18 protein-coding genes are annotated in these 23,314 nt (G+C 35.5%); 2 read left to right on the top strand and 16 right to left on the bottom strand.

Annotated elements, in window-relative coordinates; all coding sequences use genetic code 11:
* Nucleotides 1-27: 27 nt before the first annotated feature.
* The gene (locus NHF50_RS05850) at nt 28-453 is read right to left on the bottom strand and encodes a hypothetical protein (RefSeq protein WP_252775353.1); all 426 of its coding nucleotides are present in this window, start codon (nt 451-453) and stop codon (nt 28-30) included.
* Nucleotides 454-501: 48 nt separating this feature from the next.
* On the opposite strand from NHF50_RS05850, the gene NHF50_RS05845 reads away from it, so the two are divergent.
* Nucleotides 502-1,296, top strand: coding sequence for a DNA/RNA non-specific endonuclease (locus tag NHF50_RS05845; RefSeq protein ID WP_252775352.1), 795 nt, complete (start codon nt 502-504; stop codon nt 1,294-1,296).
* Nucleotides 1,297-1,304: 8 nt separating this feature from the next.
* On the opposite strand, the gene rodA is transcribed toward NHF50_RS05845, so the two are convergent.
* The 5 genes from rodA to purH all read right to left on the bottom strand — a co-directional run bounded on the left by rodA (nt 1,305) and on the right by purH (nt 8,451).
* The gene (gene rodA / locus NHF50_RS05840) at nt 1,305-2,564 is read right to left on the bottom strand and encodes a rod shape-determining protein RodA (protein WP_109568806.1); all 1,260 of its coding nucleotides are present in this window, start codon (nt 2,562-2,564) and stop codon (nt 1,305-1,307) included.
* The gene (gene mrdA / locus NHF50_RS05835; protein ID WP_252775351.1) at nt 2,564-4,495 is read right to left on the bottom strand and encodes a penicillin-binding protein 2; all 1,932 of its coding nucleotides are present in this window, start codon (nt 4,493-4,495) and stop codon (nt 2,564-2,566) included. The genes rodA and mrdA overlap by 1 nt, the downstream gene beginning before the upstream one ends.
* A gap of 505 nt (nt 4,496-5,000) precedes the next feature.
* A complete protein-coding gene (gene mreC, locus NHF50_RS05825) occupies nt 5,001-5,828 on the bottom strand; it encodes a rod shape-determining protein MreC (protein ID WP_109568804.1) in 828 nt (275 codons plus the stop codon).
* Between the two features lie 10 nt (nt 5,829-5,838).
* Nucleotides 5,839-6,867 carry a rod shape-determining protein gene (locus tag NHF50_RS05820; protein WP_109568803.1) on the bottom strand — a complete coding sequence of 343 codons (1,029 nt, stop codon included), beginning with the start codon at nt 6,865-6,867 and terminating at the stop codon, nt 5,839-5,841.
* Nucleotides 6,868-6,924: 57 nt separating this feature from the next.
* Nucleotides 6,925-8,451 carry a bifunctional phosphoribosylaminoimidazolecarboxamide formyltransferase/IMP cyclohydrolase gene (purH, locus tag NHF50_RS05815; RefSeq protein WP_252775349.1) on the bottom strand — a complete coding sequence of 509 codons (1,527 nt, stop codon included), beginning with the start codon at nt 8,449-8,451 and terminating at the stop codon, nt 6,925-6,927.
* 129 nt (nt 8,452-8,580) lie between these two features.
* Between purH and NHF50_RS05810 the strand changes: the two genes are divergently transcribed.
* Nucleotides 8,581-9,831, top strand: a complete 1,251-nt coding sequence (locus NHF50_RS05810) for an ABC transporter permease (RefSeq protein WP_109568801.1) — start codon at nt 8,581-8,583, stop codon at nt 9,829-9,831.
* Between the two features lie 78 nt (nt 9,832-9,909).
* Here the strand turns inward: NHF50_RS05810 and NHF50_RS05805 are convergent, their stop codons facing one another.
* The 10 genes from NHF50_RS05805 to NHF50_RS05760 all read right to left on the bottom strand — a co-directional run bounded on the left by NHF50_RS05805 (nt 9,910) and on the right by NHF50_RS05760 (nt 23,311).
* A complete protein-coding gene (locus tag NHF50_RS05805; protein ID WP_252775348.1) occupies nt 9,910-12,009 on the bottom strand; it encodes a prolyl oligopeptidase family protein in 2,100 nt (699 codons plus the stop codon).
* A 97-nt stretch (nt 12,010-12,106) separates the two neighbouring features.
* Nucleotides 12,107-12,580 (bottom strand): DUF4625 domain-containing protein, encoded by a 474-nt coding sequence (locus tag NHF50_RS05800; protein ID WP_109568800.1) that lies wholly within the window; start codon nt 12,578-12,580, stop codon nt 12,107-12,109.
* Nucleotides 12,581-12,645: 65 nt separating this feature from the next.
* Nucleotides 12,646-13,407: a DUF4625 domain-containing protein gene (locus tag NHF50_RS05795; RefSeq protein WP_109568799.1), complete on the bottom strand. Its 762-nt coding sequence runs from the start codon at nt 13,405-13,407 to the stop codon at nt 12,646-12,648.
* A 396-nt stretch (nt 13,408-13,803) separates the two neighbouring features.
* Nucleotides 13,804-16,173 carry a TonB-dependent receptor gene (locus NHF50_RS05790; protein ID WP_252775347.1) on the bottom strand — a complete coding sequence of 790 codons (2,370 nt, stop codon included), beginning with the start codon at nt 16,171-16,173 and terminating at the stop codon, nt 13,804-13,806.
* A gap of 66 nt (nt 16,174-16,239) precedes the next feature.
* Nucleotides 16,240-16,554, bottom strand: coding sequence for a hypothetical protein (locus NHF50_RS05785; RefSeq protein ID WP_252775346.1), 315 nt, complete (start codon nt 16,552-16,554; stop codon nt 16,240-16,242).
* 50 nt (nt 16,555-16,604) lie between these two features.
* Entirely contained in the window at nt 16,605-18,806 is a 2,202-nt protein-coding gene (locus NHF50_RS05780) for a TonB-dependent receptor (protein WP_252775345.1), read from the bottom strand.
* 94 nt (nt 18,807-18,900) lie between these two features.
* Complete coding sequence (locus NHF50_RS05775; RefSeq protein WP_252775344.1) at nt 18,901-19,245, bottom strand: hypothetical protein; 345 nt, start codon at nt 19,243-19,245, stop codon at nt 18,901-18,903.
* An 18-nt stretch (nt 19,246-19,263) separates the two neighbouring features.
* Nucleotides 19,264-20,253, bottom strand: coding sequence for an aspartate-semialdehyde dehydrogenase (locus NHF50_RS05770; RefSeq protein ID WP_252775343.1), 990 nt, complete (start codon nt 20,251-20,253; stop codon nt 19,264-19,266).
* Nucleotides 20,254-20,406: 153 nt separating this feature from the next.
* Nucleotides 20,407-20,811, bottom strand: coding sequence for a large conductance mechanosensitive channel protein MscL (gene mscL / locus NHF50_RS05765; RefSeq protein ID WP_252775342.1), 405 nt, complete (start codon nt 20,809-20,811; stop codon nt 20,407-20,409).
* A 58-nt stretch (nt 20,812-20,869) separates the two neighbouring features.
* A complete protein-coding gene (locus NHF50_RS05760; protein ID WP_252775341.1) occupies nt 20,870-23,311 on the bottom strand; it encodes a bifunctional UDP-N-acetylmuramoyl-tripeptide:D-alanyl-D-alanine ligase/alanine racemase in 2,442 nt (813 codons plus the stop codon).
* Nucleotides 23,312-23,314: the final 3 nt, after the last annotated feature.

The following is a 23,314-nucleotide window of genomic DNA, read 5'->3' as shown; positions in this document are numbered from 1 at the left end:
AACCATTTGGTTCCCTTTTTTATTTGATTATTTGAGCTTTGCTCTTTTTTCTTTTGCTTTCTGAAGATCTTTATTTAGCCCTTGTATCTCCTGTTCCCTTTTAGCTATTTTTTCATGAAACTTTTCTTCATCTTCCGGAGTTAGTTTGTTTTTAGCCTTATTTTTCTCCAGTTTTTTTTGCAAATCTTTTACATCGCCAGTTTTATTTTTTATTTTCTGTTCGATCTTTTCTACTTTTTTATCTGCATCATGGATCTTTTCAAGACGTTTTGCTGCTTTTTTTTGCTCTTTTTCAGCTGCTTTTAAAGCTTTTTCAGCTTTTTTTCTGTCTTTTTCCATTTTTTTCTGCTGAGCTAAAAGTTCCTTCTGCTCTTTTATAGTTGCTTTGTCTTCCTGTGCATTACTGAGCTGAAAGCAAAATACAGCCATTAAAGTCATTAAATAAATTTTCATTGCATCCAATTTTGTTTACATTTACACAAATGTACTAAATAAAGATTAATGCGATATAGACTGATTCTATTCTATTTCTTACTTTTTTTCGGATTAAATTCTTGTAGAGAAGTGATTCCAAATGATGAGACAGTAACTGATTATGCTCTTTCTGAATCGGTTAGTCCGGATGAGCCTTTTGATTTTCTACCAACATCTACAACAAAATCAGTTTACCATCATGAAAGTTATAGTTTCTCATATAAAGAAACTTCTGAACAATCAGAATGGGTTGCATATACCTTAGAAGAAAAAGATCTGAAGAATGCGACATATAAACGCCCGTTTTTTAATCAGGATCCGATAGTGAAAACAGCTTCGGCTGATTGGAGAAATTATAAAAAATCAGGGTATAATAAAGGGCATTTGTGTCCGGCAGGTGATAGAAAGAATAGTTTTAAAGAGTACGAAGAAACATTTTATACTTCCAATGTTTCTCCTCAAAAGTATAACTTTAACGCTGGAGTTTGGAATCGTTTAGAACAAAAAGTACGTTACTGGGCTTCTAAATATAATGGCGTTTATGTTATCACGGGAGGAGTTTTGAGTGATAATTTGAAGACTATCGGTTATGAAAAAGTGGCTGTTCCTAACTATTTTTACAAGGTTCTCTTAACTAAAGATAAAAAAAGAATGATCGCTTTTTTAGTGCCACATAAAAAGTCAAATAAAGCCTTGTATGAATTTGTTGTTTCAGTTAATGATCTGGAAAAAATGACCGGCATTGACTTTTTTCCGAAATTAGAAGATAGTTTGGAAAACCAATTGGAGCAAAATTCTGATTATAAATCCTGGAGTTTTTAGTTCTATTGTTACCATTCGTTTACTTTGTTGGCATCTAATTTTACAAAGATAAAAAGCATAATTGTAAACGCCCACAAACTGGAACCACCATACGAAAAGAAAGGTAAAGGAACTCCGATTGTCGGGAACAATTTAATAAGCATAGCAATATTTACAAAGAAATGGATAAAGAGGTAAGTAGCCACACAGTAGCCGTATACACGGCTGAATTTTGTCTTTTGATGTTCTGCCAGATAAAGAATTCGTAAAAATAAAGTCATAAACAGTAAAATAACTACGGCACTACCTGCAAAGCCCCATTCTTCACCAACAGTTGTAAAAATGTAATCTGTATGTTGTTCAGGTACAAAGCCTCCTTTTGTTTGCGTGCCTTCTAAATAACCTTTTCCTGTTAATCCGCCCGAGCCTATGGCAATCATGGATTGATTCAGATTATAACCTTCTTTTTTCAGATCCACATTATCTCCGATTAAAACATCGATCCTGTCCTTTTGATGCGGTTCAAGTACATTGTTGTAGACATAGTTTACCGAGTAAACAAATCCGCTTACAACTATAAAAACAAAAGCATAGATAAATGGATTTCTGGAGATCTTTTTGTTATTAATAAAATGCAAGATGATTAAGAGCAGAACTCCGATAACGATATACAAGGGATTTATTAATAATGCCGCAAAGAATAAAATAATAGCGCTCACTCCTGAAATTATGTACCAGCTAGGCAGACCTTCTCTGTAAAGAACAAAGATCAACGATAAAAAGATCATAGCGCTTCCTGCATCCGGTTGCATCATTATCAATAAGATAGGTAATCCGATTATGCCAAAAGCAATGAGTTGGTGCTTAAACTGATTTAAATTGATTTGCGGGTAGCTCAAATATTTAGCTAATAGCAATGCAGTTGCTGTCTTGACAAATTCAGAGGGTTGAAAACCAAAACCTCCGAACTGATACCAGTTGGTTTGCCCTTTTTTGGCTACACCAAAAACAAACAGTCCGAGCAATAAAATAATGCCGATTCCGTAAAAAACAAAAGAGAGTCTTTCGAAAATTTTTGCATCCAGAAACAAGATGATTAAAATTAGTGGAATAGTAAGAAAGATAAAAAGCATTTGACGACCATAGGTTTGACTTAAGTCAAAAACGGTTGTTGGTTCCAGTGGTAATGAAGCCGAATAAATGGTCATCCATCCCATTCCTACTAATGTTATGTATAGTAAAATGGTCAGCCAGTCAATTCCTCTATTTACATTCTTTGATGAACTCATTAATGATTTTCTTCTTCTTTAGCTTCTCTGTTGTTATTGTCCGTTGCGTCGGCTATAGGCTCATCCTTTTTTGTGCCCACTGTATTTCTTCCGTAAATAATGTCTTCCAGTTTTTGGTATTCATCCTGAATGGAACCGTTTAACATGCGATCTTCCAGGTCTTTTCGGGTAATTTTACCTTTGACGTACTTTTCAACCATTAAGGTAGCAATAGGTCCGGCCCATCGGCTTCCCCAATAGCCGTTTTCAATAAAAACAGCAATAGCTATCTTAGGGTTGTCTTTGGGAGCAAAAGCAACAAAGATAGAATGATCTTGTAATTTATAAGTTACTTTTCCTACTCTTATTTTATTTTCAGCAGTACCTGTTTTACCGCAAATCTGAAGGCTGTCCACATGTAATGCGGCGGCTGTTCCTCCGGGATTGTAAACGTCAGCTAATCCTTGAATTACCGGTTCAAAATATTCCTTATCTATAGATGTAACGTGTTTTGTTGTGAATTTTTTATCTATTTCCTGGCCTTTTATTTTTCTGACGATGTGTGGCGTGTAGAAATACCCCCGGTTAGCAACTGCAGCCATCATATTGGCTAATTGGATAGGAGTGGTCAATATTTCTCCTTGACCGATGGCGTTTGAAATGATGTAAGAACTTCTAATAGGTGCTCCTTTGTAAACCCTTTTGTATAATTTAGAATCGGGAACAAGTCCTTTGGCTCCGATAGGCATGTCGGTACCTAAATATTGCCCGAGGCCAAAGCTTTTAACATGATTGGCCCAAGTGTCTACACTTTCAAAGGAATTAGGGTATTTTTCGATGATTCTTTTGTATGTGTTGCCAAAGTAACTGTTACATGATCTGTAAATTCCGTTATTTAGCTGCAAAGCGTGATAACCGCAGTGACATCCCATGAACCTGCCGAAATTAGCACCGTGGTTACAGTAAAAAGTGGTGTGTTCGTCTATAACTTGTTCCTGCAAACCGATGAGGCCTGTTAAAATTTTAAAAGGAGATCCTGGTGGATAAGACGCTAATAGTGCTCTGTCATATAAAGGTTTTGCGATGGAATCATAATATAAATTCGTATAGTTTTTGGAGCGTTGACGGCCTACTAAGAGACCGGGGTCATAGGTCGGAGCCGAAATTAATGCCAATATTTCTCCCGAACTAGGCTCAATAGCCACAATTCCACCTCGTTTGTTAACCATTAATTTGGTGCCATACTCTTGCAGATCAGCATCAATGGTTAATGTTAAATCTTTCCCTTGTTGGGCAATAGTATCAAATTTTCCTTCCTTATAAGAATCAATAATTTTATTGTGTTTGTCCCGAAGTAAATATTTTACACCTTTTACGCCTCTTAAAACCTCTTCGTATTCTTTTTCAAGACCCTGCTTTCCGATCAAGTCACCGCTATTGTAATAAGGGTTTGTTCTGGTTGTAGTCTCGTTTACCTGGGCAATAAATCCAAAAATGTTGGCACCATAAGAAACCTGATAATCTCGTAACGCTCTTTTTTGAGTATAGAAGCCTTCAAATTTTCGTTCTTTTTCCTGAAAACCGGCATATTCTCTTTTGTTTAATTGCGGAATAAAAACAGAGGGTAGTCTCGGACTGTATTTTTTTGCCTTTGTGATCTTTTTTATAAAATCTTCTTTAGTAATACTCAGTAGTTTGCAGAGTTCTAGAGTATCAATGTTTTTCATTTCTCTCGGTACGACCATAATATCATATGATGGCTGGTTGGCTACCAAAAGTTTTCCATTACGGTCATAAATATAACCTCGTTCAGGAAAATCAAATTCTTTTTTGATTGCGTTGTTCTCTGATTGCAATTTGAACGAATCGTCAATTACCTGCAGATAGAAAATTTTGGCTAACAGTAAAATGGTGGCCGCAACGATTAGTCCGGGTAAAAGAAACTTTCTCATCGCTTGTTAGGTTTAATCAGGTAAATAATCAAAAGGCAAACAATAAAGGTGAACAGGGTAGTGGTTACTGTTTTCCAAATGATGTCAATGAACAGGCTCAATCTGAAAAACTCCAGCAAAAACAATACAAAATGATGTATAAATATTGATAAAATTAAAAAAGTGATACGTTCAGAAGTGATTTTGTCAGCAATCTTTATGGTTTGATATTCATAACTTAAACCAAAGGAAAAACGAAACAGTGAAGGTCTTATATACGCAATTATTAAACAAGAAGCCGCATGAATACCTCCCGAATTACAAAACATATCTAAAAAAAGACCGAGTAAAAAAGAAGTTATTAGCAAAATGCTTCTGTTTCCGTTTACTGGATAAAGCAGAATGAATAATAAGTAAGGGTATGGGTTTAGAAAACCAAACAGGTTAATATTATTGAACAATAATACCTGAAAGATAAGTAAAACTATAAAGCGGACTATGTTTTCTAAAAAAATATTCACAAAATTTACGGGTTAGATTCAGTTTGTGACTCTAAAGTCTCTTTTTCGGTTTTTAATTTGTTTTCGATGACATAAACATAACCTAATGCCGTCATGTCGTTAAAAAGTCTTACGTTAATAATATAATAATTTGTTTTTTTATCGATATAAACTTTGTCTATCTTCCCTATGGGAATGTTCTCCGGGAAGATCTCGGAATCAGCACCGGTTACAATAGAATCTCCTTTTTTCAGAGATGCCAATCTGGGAACATCCATTAATTGAACATATCCTACATTTTTGCCATCCCAAGCCAAAGATCCGAAATGTTCTGAATTTTTGATTTTGGCATTGATTCTGGATTTGGTATTCAATACGCTTAATACGGTAGCAAAATGATTGGATGTTTTTTCAATAATGCCAACGATTCCTTTATCGTTAATCACTCCCATATCTGTTTTGATACTGTCTTTCGCACCAATATTCAGCGTCAGGTAATTCTCTCTCGTGTTGAATTGATTTTTGATAACTTTTGCTTTCCGGATAGTAAATTTATCATGTTCTCTTACTACGATATCTTTGATGTTAAGCAAAGTGTCTTTTTTGTTGAACAGCAACTCTTTCAAACGAGCATTCTCTTCCGCTAAGCTGTTATTTTTTTGCTTCAGACTCAAATATTCATTCATGGAATTTATGTTTTCATAAACACCTCCTGTGATAGCATTTGCTGAATTAATATACTCACTTCTGTGGTAAGAATGAGATTTTATAGTGAGAATTAAGCTAATGCCCAAAAGCAGCAAAAACAGCATCTTATAGCTGTTTTTTATTAGGAAATTTAATATTTGCTGCATGAACTACTTTTTATTTGATCAGTATACTTTTGAAACGGTTAATATTTTTCAGAGCAATTCCTGTTCCTCTTACAACAGCTCTTAGGGGATCTTCAGCAATGTAGACCGGTAAGTCGGTTTTTAATGAAATCCTTTTATCAAGTCCTCTTAACATAGATCCTCCTCCGGCTAAATAAATTCCGGTGTTGTAAATGTCTGCTGCTAATTCCGGCGGTGTTTGTGATAATGTTTCCATAACGGCGTCCTCAACTCTTTGGATAGATTTGTCTAATGCTTTTGCAATTTCACGATACGAAACATCAACTTGCTTTGGCTTACCTGTTAGTAAATCTCTACCCTGAACGGACATTTCTTCCGGAGGGCTGTCTAAATCTTCTGTAGCAGCACCGATTTGGATCTTAATTTTTTCAGCGGTGGTTTCTCCTACGAATAAGTTGTGTTGCGTTCTCATGTAATAAATGATGTCATTTGTGAAAACATCACCGGCAATTTTTACTGATTTATCACAAACGATACCACCCAAAGCAATTACTGCAATTTCGGTAGTACCTCCTCCGATATCCACGATCATATTTCCTTTAGGCTGCATAATGTCGACACCGATACCGATTGCAGCAGCCATAGGCTCATGAATTAAGTATACTTCTTTACCATTAACTCTTTCTGCAGATTCTTTTACTGCCCGCATTTCCACCTCTGTAATTCCTGAAGGAATACAGATAACCAAACGCAATGCAGGAGTGAATAGTTTTTTCTTTAATGCCGGAATGCTTTTAATGAATAACTGAAGCATTTTTTCTGAGGCATCAAAGTCTGCAATTACACCATCTTTCAGAGGACGTATGGTTTTGATGTTTTCATGGGTCTTCCCTTGCATCATATTGGCCTCTTTACCAACAGCAATAATTTTCCCTGTTATCCTGTCACGAGCAACAATTGACGGACTGTCAATTACAACTTTGTCGTTATGAATAATCAAGGTGTTTGCGGTTCCAAGGTCAATTGCAATGTCCTCGGTCATGAAATCAAAAAATCCCATACTAATCTCTCCAGGGTTTTAAAGTTAATATTTATCTAACTCACAAATTTAATAAAATTAATGTTTAAAATGACGAGTACCTGTAAATACCATTGCCATATTATTTTCATTGCAATAGTTGGTACTTAATTCGTCTTTTATTGAACCGCCAGGTTGAATCACAGCTGTTATTCCTGCGTGATCTGCTATTTCCACACAATCTGGGAACGGGAAGAAAGCATCGCTTGCCATTACAGCTCCTTTTAAGTCAAAATTAAAAGATTTTGCTTTATCAATAGCTTGTCTTAATGCATCAACTCTTGATGTTTGTCCGGTTCCTGAAGCATAAAGTTGTGCGTTTTTAGCTAAAACAATAGTGTTTGACTTTGTGTGTTTGCAAATCTTAGATGCAAATAACAGATCGTTAATTTCAGCCTCTGTCGGTGCTAGCTTTGTAACGACAGTTAGATGTTCTTTATTGTCTGTTACATTATCTTTTTCTTGGATCAATATTCCGTTTAAGCAAGTTCTCACTTGTTTTTCCGGAAGAGCTACGTTATGTAGTACTAAAATGATCCTGTTTTTCTTTCCTTTTAATAATTCTACAGCATCTTCATCAAATGAAGGAGCGATAATCACTTCGCAAAAAAGTGAGTGTATCTCTTCTGCGGTTGCCAAATCGATATTACCGTTTGCGATTAAAACACCTCCGAAAGCGCTGGTAGGGTCACCGGCTAGTGCATCTACATAAGCTTCTTTCATAGACGGTCGGGTAGCTATACCACAAGCATTGTTGTGTTTTAAGATAGCGAAAGTCGGTAAGTCATTTTTAAATTCTCCTATCAGGTTAACAGCTGCGTCAACATCTAATAAGTTGTTATATGATAACTCTTTTCCGTTTAATTTGGTAAACATTTCGTCAAAGTCGCCGAAAAAGAAACCTTTTTGGTGCGGATTTTCACCGTAACGAAGTGTTTGTCCGTTAGCCACACTGGCTTTGTAGTAAGTTTCGTCAGTATTGAAGTAATTGAATATAGCAGTATCGTAATTAGACGATACGTGGAATGCTTTAGTAGCCAATAATTTTCTTTGTTCTAAAGTCGTGGCTCCTTTTTCGTTTGTATAGAAATCTAGGAACAAAGCATATTCTTCAACAGAAGGAACAATAACTGTATCTTTAAAGTTTTTAGCAGCAGCTCTGATTAAAGAAATACCACCGATATCTATTTTTTCTATGATATCTGCTTCACTTGCTCCTGATGCTACTGTTTTTTCAAAAGGATATAAATCAACGATCACCAAATCGATCTGCGGAATGTTGTATTCTTCCATCTGCTGAACATCGGATGGATTATCTTGCCGGTTTAAGATACCTCCGAAAACTTTAGGGTGTAATGTTTTAACTCTTCCGCCTAAAATAGAAGGATACGAAGTAACATCTTCTACTGCTACTACTGGGATTCCAAGATCTTTGATAAAAGCTTCCGTACCTCCTGTAGAATAGATAGTTACACTGTTTTGGTGCAGGGCTTTTACAATGGGTTCTAATCCCGTTTTATCGAATACCGAAATTAAGGCAGATTGAATTGATTTTGCTGTGTTCATTGTGTTGTTTAATTTAAGCTGCAAAAGTAGTTATTGTTAGGTGTACTTTCAAAATTAATAACCTGATTTTGTTCTTTTTTTGTAACAAAGTAGTAATTATTTCTACTTATCAACAAGAATCATAAATTTATGCTTTTATATTTAAGGTTACTAAAAGAAAGTCTGGCTTTTGCACTGAATGCGCTTCGAAATAACAAACTGCGTACACTACTGTCATTGTTGGGTGTAACTGTTGGTATTTTTTCGATTATTGCCGTATTGGCAGCAGTAGATTCCATGGATAAAAAGATCAAAGAAGATCTGAGTGATATGGATCTGAATACTATTTACCTGATTCGTTTTTCTTTTGGTCCTTCTGATGTTCCTCGCTGGAAAAGGGAGCAATTTCCTGACGTAACGTATGAAGAATATGAATATTTAAGACGTTCAGTGAACGGGATTGATAAAATATCTTTTAATCTTTTTACCCGAAATGAAAATATCAAGTATGAAGATAAAACGGTTAATTCTATTCGTATAAAGCCATCTACTGATGAGTTTATTGATATTGAACCGATAAAAGTTGAGCAAGGGCGGTTCTTTAATGAATCAGAATCAAATTCCGGAGTTCCTGTAATTGTGATCGGTAGTGAAGTGGCAAGCGGATTGTTCGGAGATACGGATCCGTTGGGTAAAAAAATCCGATTGTACGGACAGAAATTTACGGTTATCGGGGTTTTAAAAAAGGAAGGACAAGGAATGTTTGGCGACAGTAATGATATAGCTGTTTTTTTTCCGGTGAATTTTTTGAGACGGATGTATGGTGATAATAGTGATATGCTAACGCCTGCTATTATTATGAAACCGGTAAAAGGTATTGATATAGATGAGTTCAAAGCAATGGTTACTCAGAAATTAAGAACTTTCAGAGGGCTAAGACCTGATGAAATGAATAATTTCTTTTTGAATATCCTTTCAGGGTTTACCGATTTTATTGACAGTATCGTTGGGCAACTGAACTTTGTAGGATGGATCATTAGTCTTTTCTCTCTACTTGTGGGAGGGTTTGGTATTGCAAATATTATGTTTGTTTCTGTAAAAGAACGAACTAATTTGATTGGGATCCAAAAAGCCTTAGGTGCTAAAAGACGCTTTATTTTGTTTCAGTTCTTGTTTGAGGCCATTATACTTTCTATTATTGGAGGAATTGTCGGGATGCTTTTAGTATGGCTTTGTGCTGTGATATTAAGTTCAGTTCTAGATTTTGAATTTGTGCTTAGTACTCAGAATATACTTTTAGGAACCGGATTAGCAGGGTTGATCGGCTTGGTTTCCGGAATTTTACCGGCTATTTCGGCTTCAAAATTAGATCCGGTAGAAGCTATAAGAACAGGAATGTAAAATTTTAAAAAAATAAAAGAAAATAAAAGCGACCAATCTTGATTGGTCGCTTTTATTTTTAGGTATGAAACAGATCTATTATTTTAAGGTTTTAATTCCCATATTGTATAAAGTAAAAGCTTGCATATCCACCTGTTCGTTGATGATAGCTTCTGTTGATTTACCCGCACCGTGACCTGCGTTAACATCTATTCGTATTAAAACCGGATTCGGCCCGTTTTGTTTTTCTTGTAATACAGCGGCAAATTTAAAGCTGTGAGCCGGCACTACACGATCATCGTGATCTCCTGTAGTGATTAAAGTTGCCGGATATTGAACTCCTTTTTTAACGTTGTGTACGGGAGAATAGGCTTTTAAGTAATGAAACATCTTTTCGCTTTGTTCTGAAGTTCCGTAGTCATAAGCCCAACCTGCTCCTGCTGTAAAAGTATGATAGCGCAACATATCTAAAACTCCGACTTGTGGTAGTGCTACTTTCATCAGGTCAGGACGTTGGGTCATGGTAGCTCCTACAAGTAGACCTCCGTTTGACCCTCCTTTTATAGCTAAAAAATCAGATGAAGTATACTTTTCATGAATCAGGTATTCCGCTGCTCCTATAAAATCATCAAAAACGTTCTGTTTTTGCATTTGTGTTCCGGCATTGTGCCATTTGGTTCCGTATTCACCACCGCCCCGTAAATTCGCTACCGCATAAATTCCTCCGTTTTCCATCCAGACAGCATTAGCAATACTGAAGCTGGGGGTTAAACTAATGTTGAATCCACCGTAACCGTATAAAATTGTCGGGTTTTTGCCATTTAATTTGAGTCCTTTTTTATACGTTATGATCATTGGCACTCTGGTACCATCTTTTGAAGTATAAAAAACTTGCTTAGATTCATATTCTTCTGATTTGAAATCAACTTTTGGTTTTTCGTATATTTCGGAGATTCCGGTTGCAGGATCATAGGCATAAATGGTTCCCGGAGTGATATAATTGGTAAAAGAGTAGTATAAGATAGTTTCTTCCTTTTTTCCGCTAAAACCTCCGATTGAACCTAGTCCCGGTAATTTAACGGCGCGGATCAGATTGCCTTCATAATCGTATTGATTGACATGAGACACGGCGTCTTTCATATATTCTGCAAAAAAATAACCGCCTCCTTTAGTAGGAGAAAGTACATTTTCGGTTTCCGGAATAAAATCTTTCCAGTTTTCTTGTTGTGGTTGTGCGAGATCAAGGGTTACAATTCTTTTGTTTGGCGCCTTGAAATCCGTTACGATGTAGAATTGAGTTCCTTTATTATCTAAAACATAATTGTTACTGTTAAAGTCGCCAACTATATTTACGATTGGACCGTTGTTTGCCAAGTCTTTTATGTACAATTCGTTTCCGTTAGTTGCATTGGCTGCTGAAATAACAAGATAGTTTCCGTCTTCGGTTACATAGCCGTCAACATATCGGCGTTTTTCATTGAGTCCGAAGATAACTTTATCTTCTTCCTGAGAATGATCTAATTGATGGAAATATAATTTATGCTGATCTGTTTTAGCAGAAAGTTCACTGCCATCCGGTTTGTCATAACTGGAATAATAGAAACCTTCATTTCTGTACCAAGAAATCCCTCCGAACTTTACGTCGATAATAGTGTCTCCGATAATTTCTTTGGTGTCCGTTTTTAAAACTATAACTTTACGCCAGTCACTTCCTCCTTCTGAAATGGAATAAGCTACTAAACTTCCGTCTTTTGTAAAACTTAAGCTGCTGAGGGAAGTTGTACCGTCTTCTGAAAAGGTGTTTGGATCCAGAAAAATCTCCTCATTTCCGTCCTCTCCTTTCCGGTATAAAACCGATTGATTTTGCAGTCCGTTATTTTTGTAATAATATGTGTGCTTTCCACGTTTAAACGGAGCTGAAATTTTTTCGTAGTTCCACAGTTGCTCCATCCGGTTTTTTAGTGCTTTACGAAACGGAATCTGATTCAAATAACCAAAAGTCACTTTGTTTTCTTCTTTAACCCAAGCTTCGGTCTCCGAACTTCTGTCGTCTTCTAACCAATGGTAAGGGTCTTCTATTTTAGTATTGAAGTAAATATCGCTATGCTTTACTTTTTTTGTTTTAGGGTACGAAATTTTTGTTTGTGCATTCATAGTTAAGGAACAAACAATAGTGGTTAAAATTATTGTTTTTTTCATCTTTTAATTGGTAATGATAACAAAAATAATCATTTGAATTGTGAAGAAATGTTAAATAAACAAAAGCTGCTTTTAAAGACAGCTTTTGTTGGTAGTGCTATTCTGTAATTTTAATATTGATTCCTTTCATAGTTGCCCAACCTTCAGCGTCAGTAAGTTGAATCATAAAGTGGTAATCTCCTGTATCAATGTCTGTAGGAACCAGTATCTGTTGTTCACTGATGAATTCTTTAGTGTTTTCAGGAATTGAATATGTTAATGTAAGGATCCATGGGTTTACAGCATCTTTTATGGCATCCAAATTACAAGCATCAACTTCGGTGTCGTGACTGTGGTGATCAAAATTGTTATGAATGTTGATACTGTAGGCTCCTAATTCCTGATTGTCTGTGAAAAGTGCTTTGAAAGGAATAGTACTCCCTTTTGAAATAGAGGAACAGCTTGTCGGAAAAGCATCGGCAATAGTTAAATTGATTTCTGGTTTTGTAGTGTCTTTTTCACTGCTGTCATCATTACTACAACTTTGTATTGTTAAGCTGATTATTAGTGTGAAAAAAAATAGTTTTTTCATGGTCTCTGTTTTTTAATTATAAATACTACTTCCTGTTAACAGGAAGTAGTATTTTATTAGTATGATTATTCTATGGTTAAAGTATATTCAACGGTTGAAGTATTTCCTAAATTATCGGTAACTGTAAAGTGAAAATGATATTCCCCTGTTGGTTGGCCAGACGGGATACTTATATGCTCGTGGAAATTAGCGTTAGTTTGTCCGGCATAATTTGTATAGGTTTCTTCAATTCCCGGGACAGAGTTGTCCTCCTCATTATGTATTTCTATTTCAATTGTAGCAATAGGATTGGTTGAAACTATTGTTCCTTCTACATGAAGGTCATTACCTGCGCTTACAGAAGAATTTCCAACAGTTCCGTTGCCTAATTCGTCAATTGTAATTTGGAACAGGTTGTCAGTATTGGCTAAGATTTCTACTTCCGCCTCTACCGTTTTAGTATTTCCTTGTTCGTCAATTACTGTAAAATGTAAATGATAATCTCCGGCGGGTTGACTGGCAGGAATTTCAATGTGTTTGTGAAATTCAGCATTGATCATTCCTGAATAATCTGTGAATGTTTCTGAAATTTCTTCGATTGAGCTGTCTGTTTCGCTGTGTATTTCAACGGTTACTAAGGCTATTTTAGCAGGAGCTACAATAGTTGCTTCAATATGTAGGTCATCTCCAGCTGTTGCATGTCCGCTGTTCTCTAAACCTATCTCGGTAAACTCAACAGCAATAGTGTTGTCGGTTGAATTGGGATCATCATCATTACTACAAGAAGCTAAAAATGAAAATGAGATTAGGGTTATAAAAAGGGCAAATTTTGTGATATGTTTTTTCATGTTTTTTAATTTTTAAAAGTATTTTAATTCTAATTTGTCTGTTTTTTTGAGCATTAAAAAGGGAGGAGCTCTACCTTTTTTATATGTTAAAGAGATGGGAATTAAATGGTTTTTAAATGGAAATTTTATCTTGTAATTTAGAATGATGACTAATATTTCTTTGAACAAAGGAGTCCCGTTGATAAAAGAACAAAAGTGAAACTTACATATAGGGCAATCGTAAGAAGTTTTAGTGACAGTAGATTGTGACTTAGGTGTAGTGATCGTTTTGCTTTCATGTGAAATAAGAAAATAATGGATCGGTTCAAATAGCAGAGAGCCAATGAATATGAAAGTCAGAATTAAAATGCTGATCCGAGAGATTATATTTCTATTTTGTTTATTTCGCATGTTGGGCTAAAAAGGTATTTTAACGAATAAGACAAAGTTTCTTCCGGGTTCGGGTACTCCGATCAGGCGGTAAAAACTGGTGTGGTTAAAATATTTTTTATTGAATACATTCTGGATTTGAAAACGAATGTTTACTTTCTGAGTGCCCCAAACAATATCGCTACCTAACCCTAGATTGATTACGTGATAATCAGGAGTTTTGTTTTCCGGTGGCACAATATTGTTTTGTTCAGTAACATATTTGAGATCAACAGAAGCAAAAGTGTTTTGTATATTTTGTCCAAAATCTTTAGAGTAAGTAAAATGAAGCAGTACTGATGGTGGAGGAGAGAAAGGCAAGGTGTATCCTTTTTTGACTCCTGAAAGCTGTTCGGAATATACGTATTCACCAACAATTCCTGCGGTATAATTATCGTTAAAGTTATAATCTATTTTCAGTTCACCTCCGTAACGTAAAACCCTACTTTCCGTATATTCATAAATTTGATTTCCGGCGCCATACGCATAATCATATTCAGGTGTCGGGTTCAGATATATATAATTAGAAAAGTAGTTTAGGAAAGGATTAATATCAACATAAATTTTATTTTTTTGCCAGGTTGCGCCTAAATCCAACTGATAAGATTCCTCGGGAGACAGATCAGGATTGCCCAACTCATAGCTGAATTGATGGTAATTTACACCATTTGAGGCTAGTTCTTTTGCTATGGGCATACGGAAACTTTTACCAATGTTAGCTCTCATTAATAGATAGTCTGAATTGTAATTGATGCCAAAAGACCAACTGATGTTTCCAAAATTCTTGTTAACAGTATTGGCACGTTGTAAATATTCGTTATTTCCATTAACAGGAGTTGTAAACCAGTCGTAGTAACTTTTAGTTTTTATGGTTCCGTAATCGTAGCGAATTCCGGTATGTAGTATTGTTTTTTTAGTTATTTTAAATTTATCATACACAAAAAGACCGGCATTCGTTTGTGTATAAGCCGGAATAATAAATCCCCAACCGCCAATAGAATTGTTTTGATGTTCGGTATTTATTCCGGAAGAAATAGCATGTTTGTTAATTGTGAAGCTGATTTTTCCGTTAAATGAGTAAACATTCTTATTGAAACCTCTCTCCAAAGTTTCTTTTATGGCTAATGTTTCAGGATAGTTTGAAGGCATATAACCATGGCTGATGTAGTCGCTGTATTCTTCTCTGAAATTATTCTGAAAACCTAGATCAAATTCTAGTTTGAAAGTGTTACCATTCAATTTAGTACGGTTAATTACTTTGAAATGGTTGATGTTTTGCGACGGATTTTGGATATCTCTGTCAGAAGCATCATGAAGTTCGGTGTCCACATTTCTAGGTTCTAAACCATGAGCATTGGCAAAAAGACCTGTTTTAGTCTTTAAGTTACTAATGTAAAAAACAGAACTAAATTTGTCCTTTAAAATTCCGGTTGAGAAATGAAGGTTAAGTTCATTTCCGGCGGTATTACGCAGTCTGTTTTTGTACAAAGGCGCTCTGTATGAGTAAATAGAGATGTGATCTGTCGGAACTTTATAATCGGCATAGTCATTATAGGTGATCCGGGTATCAAAAAAAAGACTTTCCTTTCTTTTGAAAACATTGAGCGAAGAACCGAAAAGTTCATTATTTGTTTTGCCTGTTAATGTCAATGAGCCTCCAAAGGTGTTTTTTTTCGGGATTTTATTTTTCTCAATGACTATAATGCCTCCGATCGCATCTGAACCGTATTGTAACGAGGCCGGACCTTTTATGATTTGAACCTGATCTACAGCGTACTGATCGATTTCTAATCCGTGATCGGAACCCCATTGTTGCCCTTCATGCTTAACACCGTTTTCAGTTACCACGACACGGTTGAATCCAAGTCCTCTTATAATTGGTTTTGATTGTCCGGAACCAATGGAAATGGTGTTGATTCCGCCAATTTTTTCAAGGGATTGCATTAAACTTCCATTGATATTCTTTTCAATGAAACCCTGATTTATGATTTCAACGTGTTGTGCTGATTCTTTCTTGATCTTTTGTTCTAATCCGTCACTTTTAACAACAACCTCATTGATGAATGAAACAGAGGTTTTCATCTTAAAATCTAAAACCAAATTTTGAGTAACAACTACAGTAGTATCAATGGTTTCATAACCGATATAGGAAATTAACAGTCTGTTTTTTCCTTTTGGTATGCCAAAAACAGAAAACTTACCATCTTGGTGGCTAATCGCATTTTTATTTTGAATATGTATATGACATTCTGCTAAAGGATTGTTGTTTTCGTCTGAAATTTTTCCGCTTATTGTATATTGTGAAATAGCAGAATAGCTGGAAAACAGCAGTAATAAATGAAGATAAAAATATCGCATTTTGTTCTGTTCATAGTTATAAAATAGGTTCCTTCACCAAATAAAAATCTGATGAGGTTTTTTAAATTAATTGAAATGAACAGGAACAGGAGGCCCTCTATGAGCAAATAAACTTCCGCAAAAGAAGCAGGTCGCTTCCTTAATGCTAAAAGAATAAGGACTTATTTTAAAAGGAGAAAAAAATGTATATGTAAAAATTTCCGGAGAAAGGAAGCTGGCGAATTTAAAGTCACAAATAATACAATCTTCTTTTTCGGAAATAGTTTGTTTAAAACTTTTCTTTTGCTCTTTGTTGTTCTGACAGCAATCTGAAATCTCTGAATGGTGATGCGAAAAGGCATGCAGTGACTGATAGCTAACAGCGAAAATCACCGAAAGCATCAGAATAAAATTTAGTATGGCAAGCCTTTTCTTCACAGATTTGCAGTTAGCTAAAAATTAAAATTGATCCCTAAAACAATGTTTCTTCCCATGTTTGGGATACCATCACTTTTTAAACGAGAGAGATGCGCAACATAAGTTTTATCTAATAGGTTTTTAGCATTCAATGAAAGATCAAATTTCATTTTTTGTAGTTTAACAGTTCCCCCTAAGCCTAAATTGACTAAAGTATAATCATTAGTTTTGGTTTCGAATGAGCTGATATTATTTTGATCAAAAGTATAATTTACCTGAAGGTTGGCAAAAGCTTTTTGGAACCATTTCCCCAATTCAAATTCTCCTCGTAATGTGTTTTTCCATTGATTAGCAGGAATTAAAGGTAAATATTCACCTCCTTTTTGTTTTCCGATGACCATCTCATAACTACTGGTGAAATGCAACCAGTCAATAGGGTGCGGGTGAAGGTGAATCCCGGTTTCACCACCATATAATGTTGCATTATTTTGCAGGTATTCGTATACGTAATTAGCATCTAACATATTTCCGGTCGGTGAAATAAAGATATAGTTGTTAATGTGATTATAGAATCCGTTGATGAAATATTCAAAGTGTTCACTTTTGTACTCAAGGTTCAGGTCGGCTTGAAAATTTTGCTCGTTTTTTAAGTTTTGATTACCAATTTCATAACGATTACTTCCTTCATGTACACCGTTTGATGTCAATTCCGATAAATTCGGTGCCCTGAAACCGGAAGCTAAATTAATGCGGCTGATGATTTTGTCAGTAAGATTGGTTTTATAGCCCAATGCAAAATTAAAGCTGTTGAATTTTTTATCGATGGCTCCAAAATAGCCTTCTTCACCTATAGTTCCGTGTTCGGAAGTGATTACATTTCTATTGTCAAAACGAATTCCGGCTTGTAAAACATTAGTGTTCCATTCGTAGTTTGATGTAATAAAAGTACCAAAGTCGTCAACGGTAGCATCCGGGATTAACATTTCTTCGCCAAAATTGCTATTGGTTTGATGCATTCCTTGAACGCCTACAATTGTTTCCAGATTTTTCCATTTAGGTAGATAATATTTGATATTGTAATTACCTGTTTTTAATTTCATGTGCAAGGCAATGACATCAACGTCTTCTAATTCTTTCCTGTTGTTGAATGTGTAACCTAGATCGGCCTCTAATTTTGAATTTTTGAAATATACTTTTTGGTTCAAACTCAAAATGTGATTGTCGATATCCTGTTTCGGATATAGGGGATTGCGAAATCCTGTGTTTTCAATGCCCTCTTCGGGTAAACCCAAATTTAATTGGTTATAATTGTAGCGAATATCAGTTGAGAAACGGGAATTCGCATAACCAATTCCATATTTTAAATCCTTTTCAATAGAACGTGTATTTGTAATTCTGTCACCCGAAGAAATTTTGTAATCTGCTTGCGAATTGTAATTGGCGCGTAACAAAAATTTCCAGTTATTAGGTGATGATTTGATACCGAATGAAGTATTAGTTCCTTGTGTGTTGGAAGCGAATTGTTGGAATACATTCCCTCTGGTAGTATTGTTCGGGGCATATTTTTCAGGGTTAAAATATAAGACACCTCCTATGGCATCTGAACCATATAATAATGATGCCGGACCTTTGATGACTTCGACACTTTCAATACCTGAGGCGCTTAGTCCTAAACCGTGTTCTTCGCCGAATTGCTGGTTTTCTAAACGCACTCCTTGTGCATAGGTTAAAACCCTGTTTGAACTTAAACCTCTGATTACCGGTTTACCTATAGATGTTCCTGTAGAGATTTGGCTTACTCCCGGAATATTAGTTACACCATCCATTAACGAAATAGCTCCGCTCTTTTTGATCTCCTCCATACTTTCGTGTGATACTTTCATCACATTTTGTGATTGGATCTTATTAAAAGCAGTAGAGACAATTACTTCGTCTAAATGTTGTTCTTTTTCTTTTAGCGTAAGATCGTATTCCTGAACGTCAAGTGAGTTGATTTTGAGGGTTTGCTGTTCATAACCGAATAAGTAAACAACAATGGTAATATTCCCTTGTGGAACTGATTTTAATTGATAATTTCCGTTTTCATCTGTTTCCGTGTAACCGTTATTCTCTATTAAGTGAAGTGTTACAAATTGTAGAGGCATTCCTGCTTCATTAGTGATCTTTCCGGATATTTTTTGTTGGGAAAATGTCCAAGTACTCACCATTAGTAAGGCAAGCATATATAAATGTTTCATGTTTTTTTGTTTAAAAAGGATAAGATAAATAGCTGTCTATCTGACAAGACAGACAGGTAATGACTGCTAATAAAAGATACCGGCAGTTTTAATTTTAAACAAAAGAAACAGGAGGTCCCCTATGCGTAAATAAACTTCCGCAAAAGAAACTCGTAGCTTCCTTAATGCTGAAAGAATAAGGGCTTATTTTAAAAGTTGAAAAAACAGTATATGTGAAAATTTCAGGAGAAAGAAAACTGGTGAATTTAAAATCACAAACCGGACAGTTTTCTTTCTCTGAAATTACTTTTTTAAATTTTGTGTGAGTGGAATCACTGTGTTCAGAACAATGGGAAACCACTTCGTTATGATGTGAAAAAGCATGCAAAGATTGATAGCTTACGGCAAATAGAACCGAAAGCATCAAAATCATATTAAGTATGGCTAGCTTTTTCTTCACAATTGCAAAGATAAAGAATTAAACTAAACCGTTTGCAATTAAATATTCTCCAATCTGAATTGTATTGGTCGCAGCCCCTTTTCTTAGATTATCAGCAACAATCCACATATTAACAGTATTGGGTTGGCTTTCGTCTCTTCTGATACGACCTACAAATACTTCGTTTTTACCTTGAGCATAAATTGGCATCGGATAGCTAAAAGTCTTTAAATTATCCTGAACCTCAATTCCCGGAGTGCTATCAAGAATTTCTCTGATTTCATTTACATCAAAATCATTTTCAAATTCAATGTTAACAGCTTCACTGTGTCCGCCTACTACAGGAATTCGGATAGCAGTTGCTGTTACAGCGATTGTTTTATCATTTAATATTTTTTGAGTTTCACGAACCAGTTTCATTTCTTCCTTAGTGTAGCCGTTATCTTCAAAAACATCACATTGCGGAATGGCATTTCTGTGAATAGGGTAATTGTATGCCATATCACCCTGAACGCCATTGTATTCGTTTTCTAACTGTTGAACAGCTTTAACACCGGTTCCGGTGATGGATTGGTAAGTAGAAACAACAATTCTTTTAATCTTGTATTTATTATGTAGCGGAGCCAGTGCCATGACCATTTGGATAGTTGAACAGTTAGGATTGGCTATGATTTTATCTTCTTTAGTTAACTCATTCGCATTGATCTCAGGAACAACCAGTTTTTTAGTAGTATCCATACGCCAAGCAGATGAATTGTCGATAACGGTAGTTCCGACAGCAGCAAATTTTGGAGCCCAATCTAATGAAGTTTGTCCGCCTGCTGAAAATAAAGCAATTTCCGGCTTCATGTCTATAGCGGTTTGCATGCCTACAACTTTGTATGATTTGCCATTCCACTCAATTTCTTTACCCACCGATTTTTCAGAAGCCACAGGGATAAGTTCCGTAACCGGAAAATTTCTTTCTTTTAAGACCTGAAGCATAACCTCGCCTACCATTCCGGTAGCGCCAACAACTGCTACTTTCATTATTGTTTTTTTATTTTTTGCAAAGGTATAGATATTTGAATCTAAAAAAATTATTTTATAATAATATCACAAAATTTTATATTTATAACAAATAATATAAAAAATCCACACTCGACAAGTGTGGATTAATAGTATATGTAATGTAGCGTTAGTTTACTGTTTTTTCAATAAATCTCTTATTTCAGCTAACAATTCTTCCTGGCTTGGTCCTTTCGGCGCTGCAGGTGCCGGTGCTTCTTTTTTCTTCATAGCGTTTACACCTTTAACGATCATAAACATTACAAAAGCAACGATGATGAAATCTATAAGGTTGGTCAGGAATTCACCCCATAGAACAGAAACTTCGCCTTCTACAACTCCTTCAGCATTTGCAACTCCTTCTATAATAGTCCACTTTAGATCTTTGAAATTTGATTTAAAAATTAAACCGACTAAAGGCGAAACTATTCCTCCGGTAAAAGAAGAAACGACTTTGTTAAAAGCAGCCCCCATTACAAAACCTACCCCGATGTCGACTAGGTTTCCTTTCATAGCAAATTCCTTGAATTCTTTAAGCATAAAATTATTTTTAGTTGTTTTAATTGGTTTTTATAAGAACGAATATAGCGAAAATCTTTTAATTTTTATAAAAAACGCGTTTTACTCTTTGTGAAATACCCGTAAGGATTTCATAAGGGATGGTGTTGAGAAATTCCGCTAGTTCTGTGACTTTTGGTCTTTCACCGAAAATGATAACTTCGTCTCCCTCTTTGCAATTTACCCGGGTAACATCAACCATAAGTGTATCCATACAAATATTTCCGATTATATCTGCTCTTTGTCCGTTAATAGTAACGTAACTTTTTTGGTTACCTAAAGATCTTCGGATACCATCAGCATAGCCGATGGGGATAGAGGCTACAGTAGTTGGCTTGTTAGCTATAAATTTTCGGCTGTATCCTACAGATTCTCCTTTCTCAACAATCCGTATTTGTGAAATGATACTTTTTAAAGTACTTACATTCTGCAATTGCTGATTCTCGTAGTCAGAATTGCCTATGCCGTATAGGCCGATGCCTAAACGAACCATTTCCATTTGCATTTCGGGATAATTAAAGATCCCCGAAGTGTTCAGTATGTGCCGAATCGGTTTGATATGAAGTGCCTCTGTCAGCTTTTTTGAATTTTCCTGATAGCATTCAAACTGTTTATAAGTAAACGCGTCAAATTGCTTGTCATCACTGGCGGCTAAGTGCGAGAAAATACTTTTAACGGCTACAAAATTATTGTTTTTTAAAACAGCGATCAGTTCGTCTAACTGAGCCGCTTCGAAACCTAAGCGGTGCATTCCGGTATCCAGTTTGATATGGATGGGATATTGCGAAATATTTTTCTCCTGAGCAATTTTTAAAAAACTGTGTAAGCCGTTTATAGAATAAATTTCCGGTTCCAGATCGTAAGCGATCATGGTGTTAAAACTATAATTTTCAGGGTTTAACACAATTATGGGGGTGCTAATTCCGGCTTTTCTTAATTCTACACCTTCATCGGCAAAGGCGACCCCTAGATAATCAACTTTCAGATGTTCCAATAGCTTAGCGATTTCAAAACCTCCATTGCCATAGCCAAAAGCTTTGAGCATGACCATTACTTTGGTCTCCGGTTTTAATTTTGATCTGTAAAAGTTTAGATTGTAAGTTATAGCATCTAAATTGATTTCCATAACCGTTTCATGTTTTTTCTCTTCCAGTAGTACAACAATCTCATCAAAATTAAAACTTCTGGCACCTTTGACTAAAACCGTTTCGTTTTGGAATGATTGGGTGTTGAATTGTTTTAAAAAATCAGCAGTGGAAGAAAAAGAGATTACATGAGGCAATTTACTTAAATAATTAGAAATAGTTTCGCCAATGGTAATGATGCGGTCAATATGGTTGTTTTGTAAAGTAGAAAAAACCTTTTGGTATAAAACTTCAGTGGGTAAGCCACTTTGAAAAATATCCGATACAATGATCGTTTTCTTTTGATGTAATTTTTGTTGTTCTAAGAAATCCAGTGCTATCTTTAGCGATTGGTAATCTGAGGAATAAGAATCATCAATAATGATACAGTTATTAATTCCTTTTTTTGCCTGTAGCCGGATTTCGATCGGATATAAATTCTGAATACGTTCTGTGATTACAGAAATCGAAGTGTTCAAATACAATAAAACACCGATGCAATTCATGGCATTTTGAATTGAGAACTCATCTGTAAAAGGAAGCGTAACTTCAAAAGTTTGATCTTGGTAAACCAAAGTTAAACGAGTTGCTGTATTTTCAGCCCATTTTTGGGATACAAAAAGCGTAGCGTTTTTATCGGTAAAACTCCAAGTGAGTTTAGGTTGTGAGATATAGTGTTCGATCAATGGGTTTTTCTCCAGAACAACTAGAGAACAATGATTGAAAAGTTTTGTTTTTTCGGCTATTTTTTCTTCTTGTGAGAGGAAACCTTCATCATGCGCCGAACCGATAGAGGTAAAAACCCCAATATTTGGTTGTATGATGTTTTCCAGTTTTTCCATTTCGCCTTTTTGCGAAATCCCGGCTTCAAAAATACCTAAATCGTGTTGTTCATTAATACCAAAGATCGACAATGGAACCCCTACCTGCGAATTGTAACTTTTAGGACTTCGTACGACACTGTAATCCGGACTCAGTAAAAAGTTGAGCCATTCTTTTACGATGGTTTTTCCGTTACTTCCGGTAATCCCTATTATCGGAAAAGAAAACAGACTGCGATAGTAACCTGCCATTTGTTGTAGGGCAAATAGTGTGTTTTCAACCACTAAAAAGTTAGCTTTGTTTTCTAATCCGTCAGGAATATACTGCACAACAAAATTGCGAACTCCTTTATTGATTAATTGTTGAATGTATTGGTGACCGTCATGGTGCGAACCTGTTAAAGCAAAAAATAAAGTGCCATTTCCATTTTGCAATGAACGACTGTCTATAGAGATATTTTCAGGTTTGAAATCTTCAAAACTGCCTGAAACTTTTGCGTTAAGCGCTGAAATAATGCTTGTGAGAGAAAAAGTCACCGT

It is taken from the genome of Flavobacterium sp. NRK F10 (genome assembly GCF_024054235.1).
GTDB classification, from domain to species: Bacteria; Bacteroidota; Bacteroidia; order Flavobacteriales; family Flavobacteriaceae; genus Flavobacterium; species Flavobacterium sediminis.
This window is presented reverse-complemented; position numbering and strand designations above follow the sequence as displayed.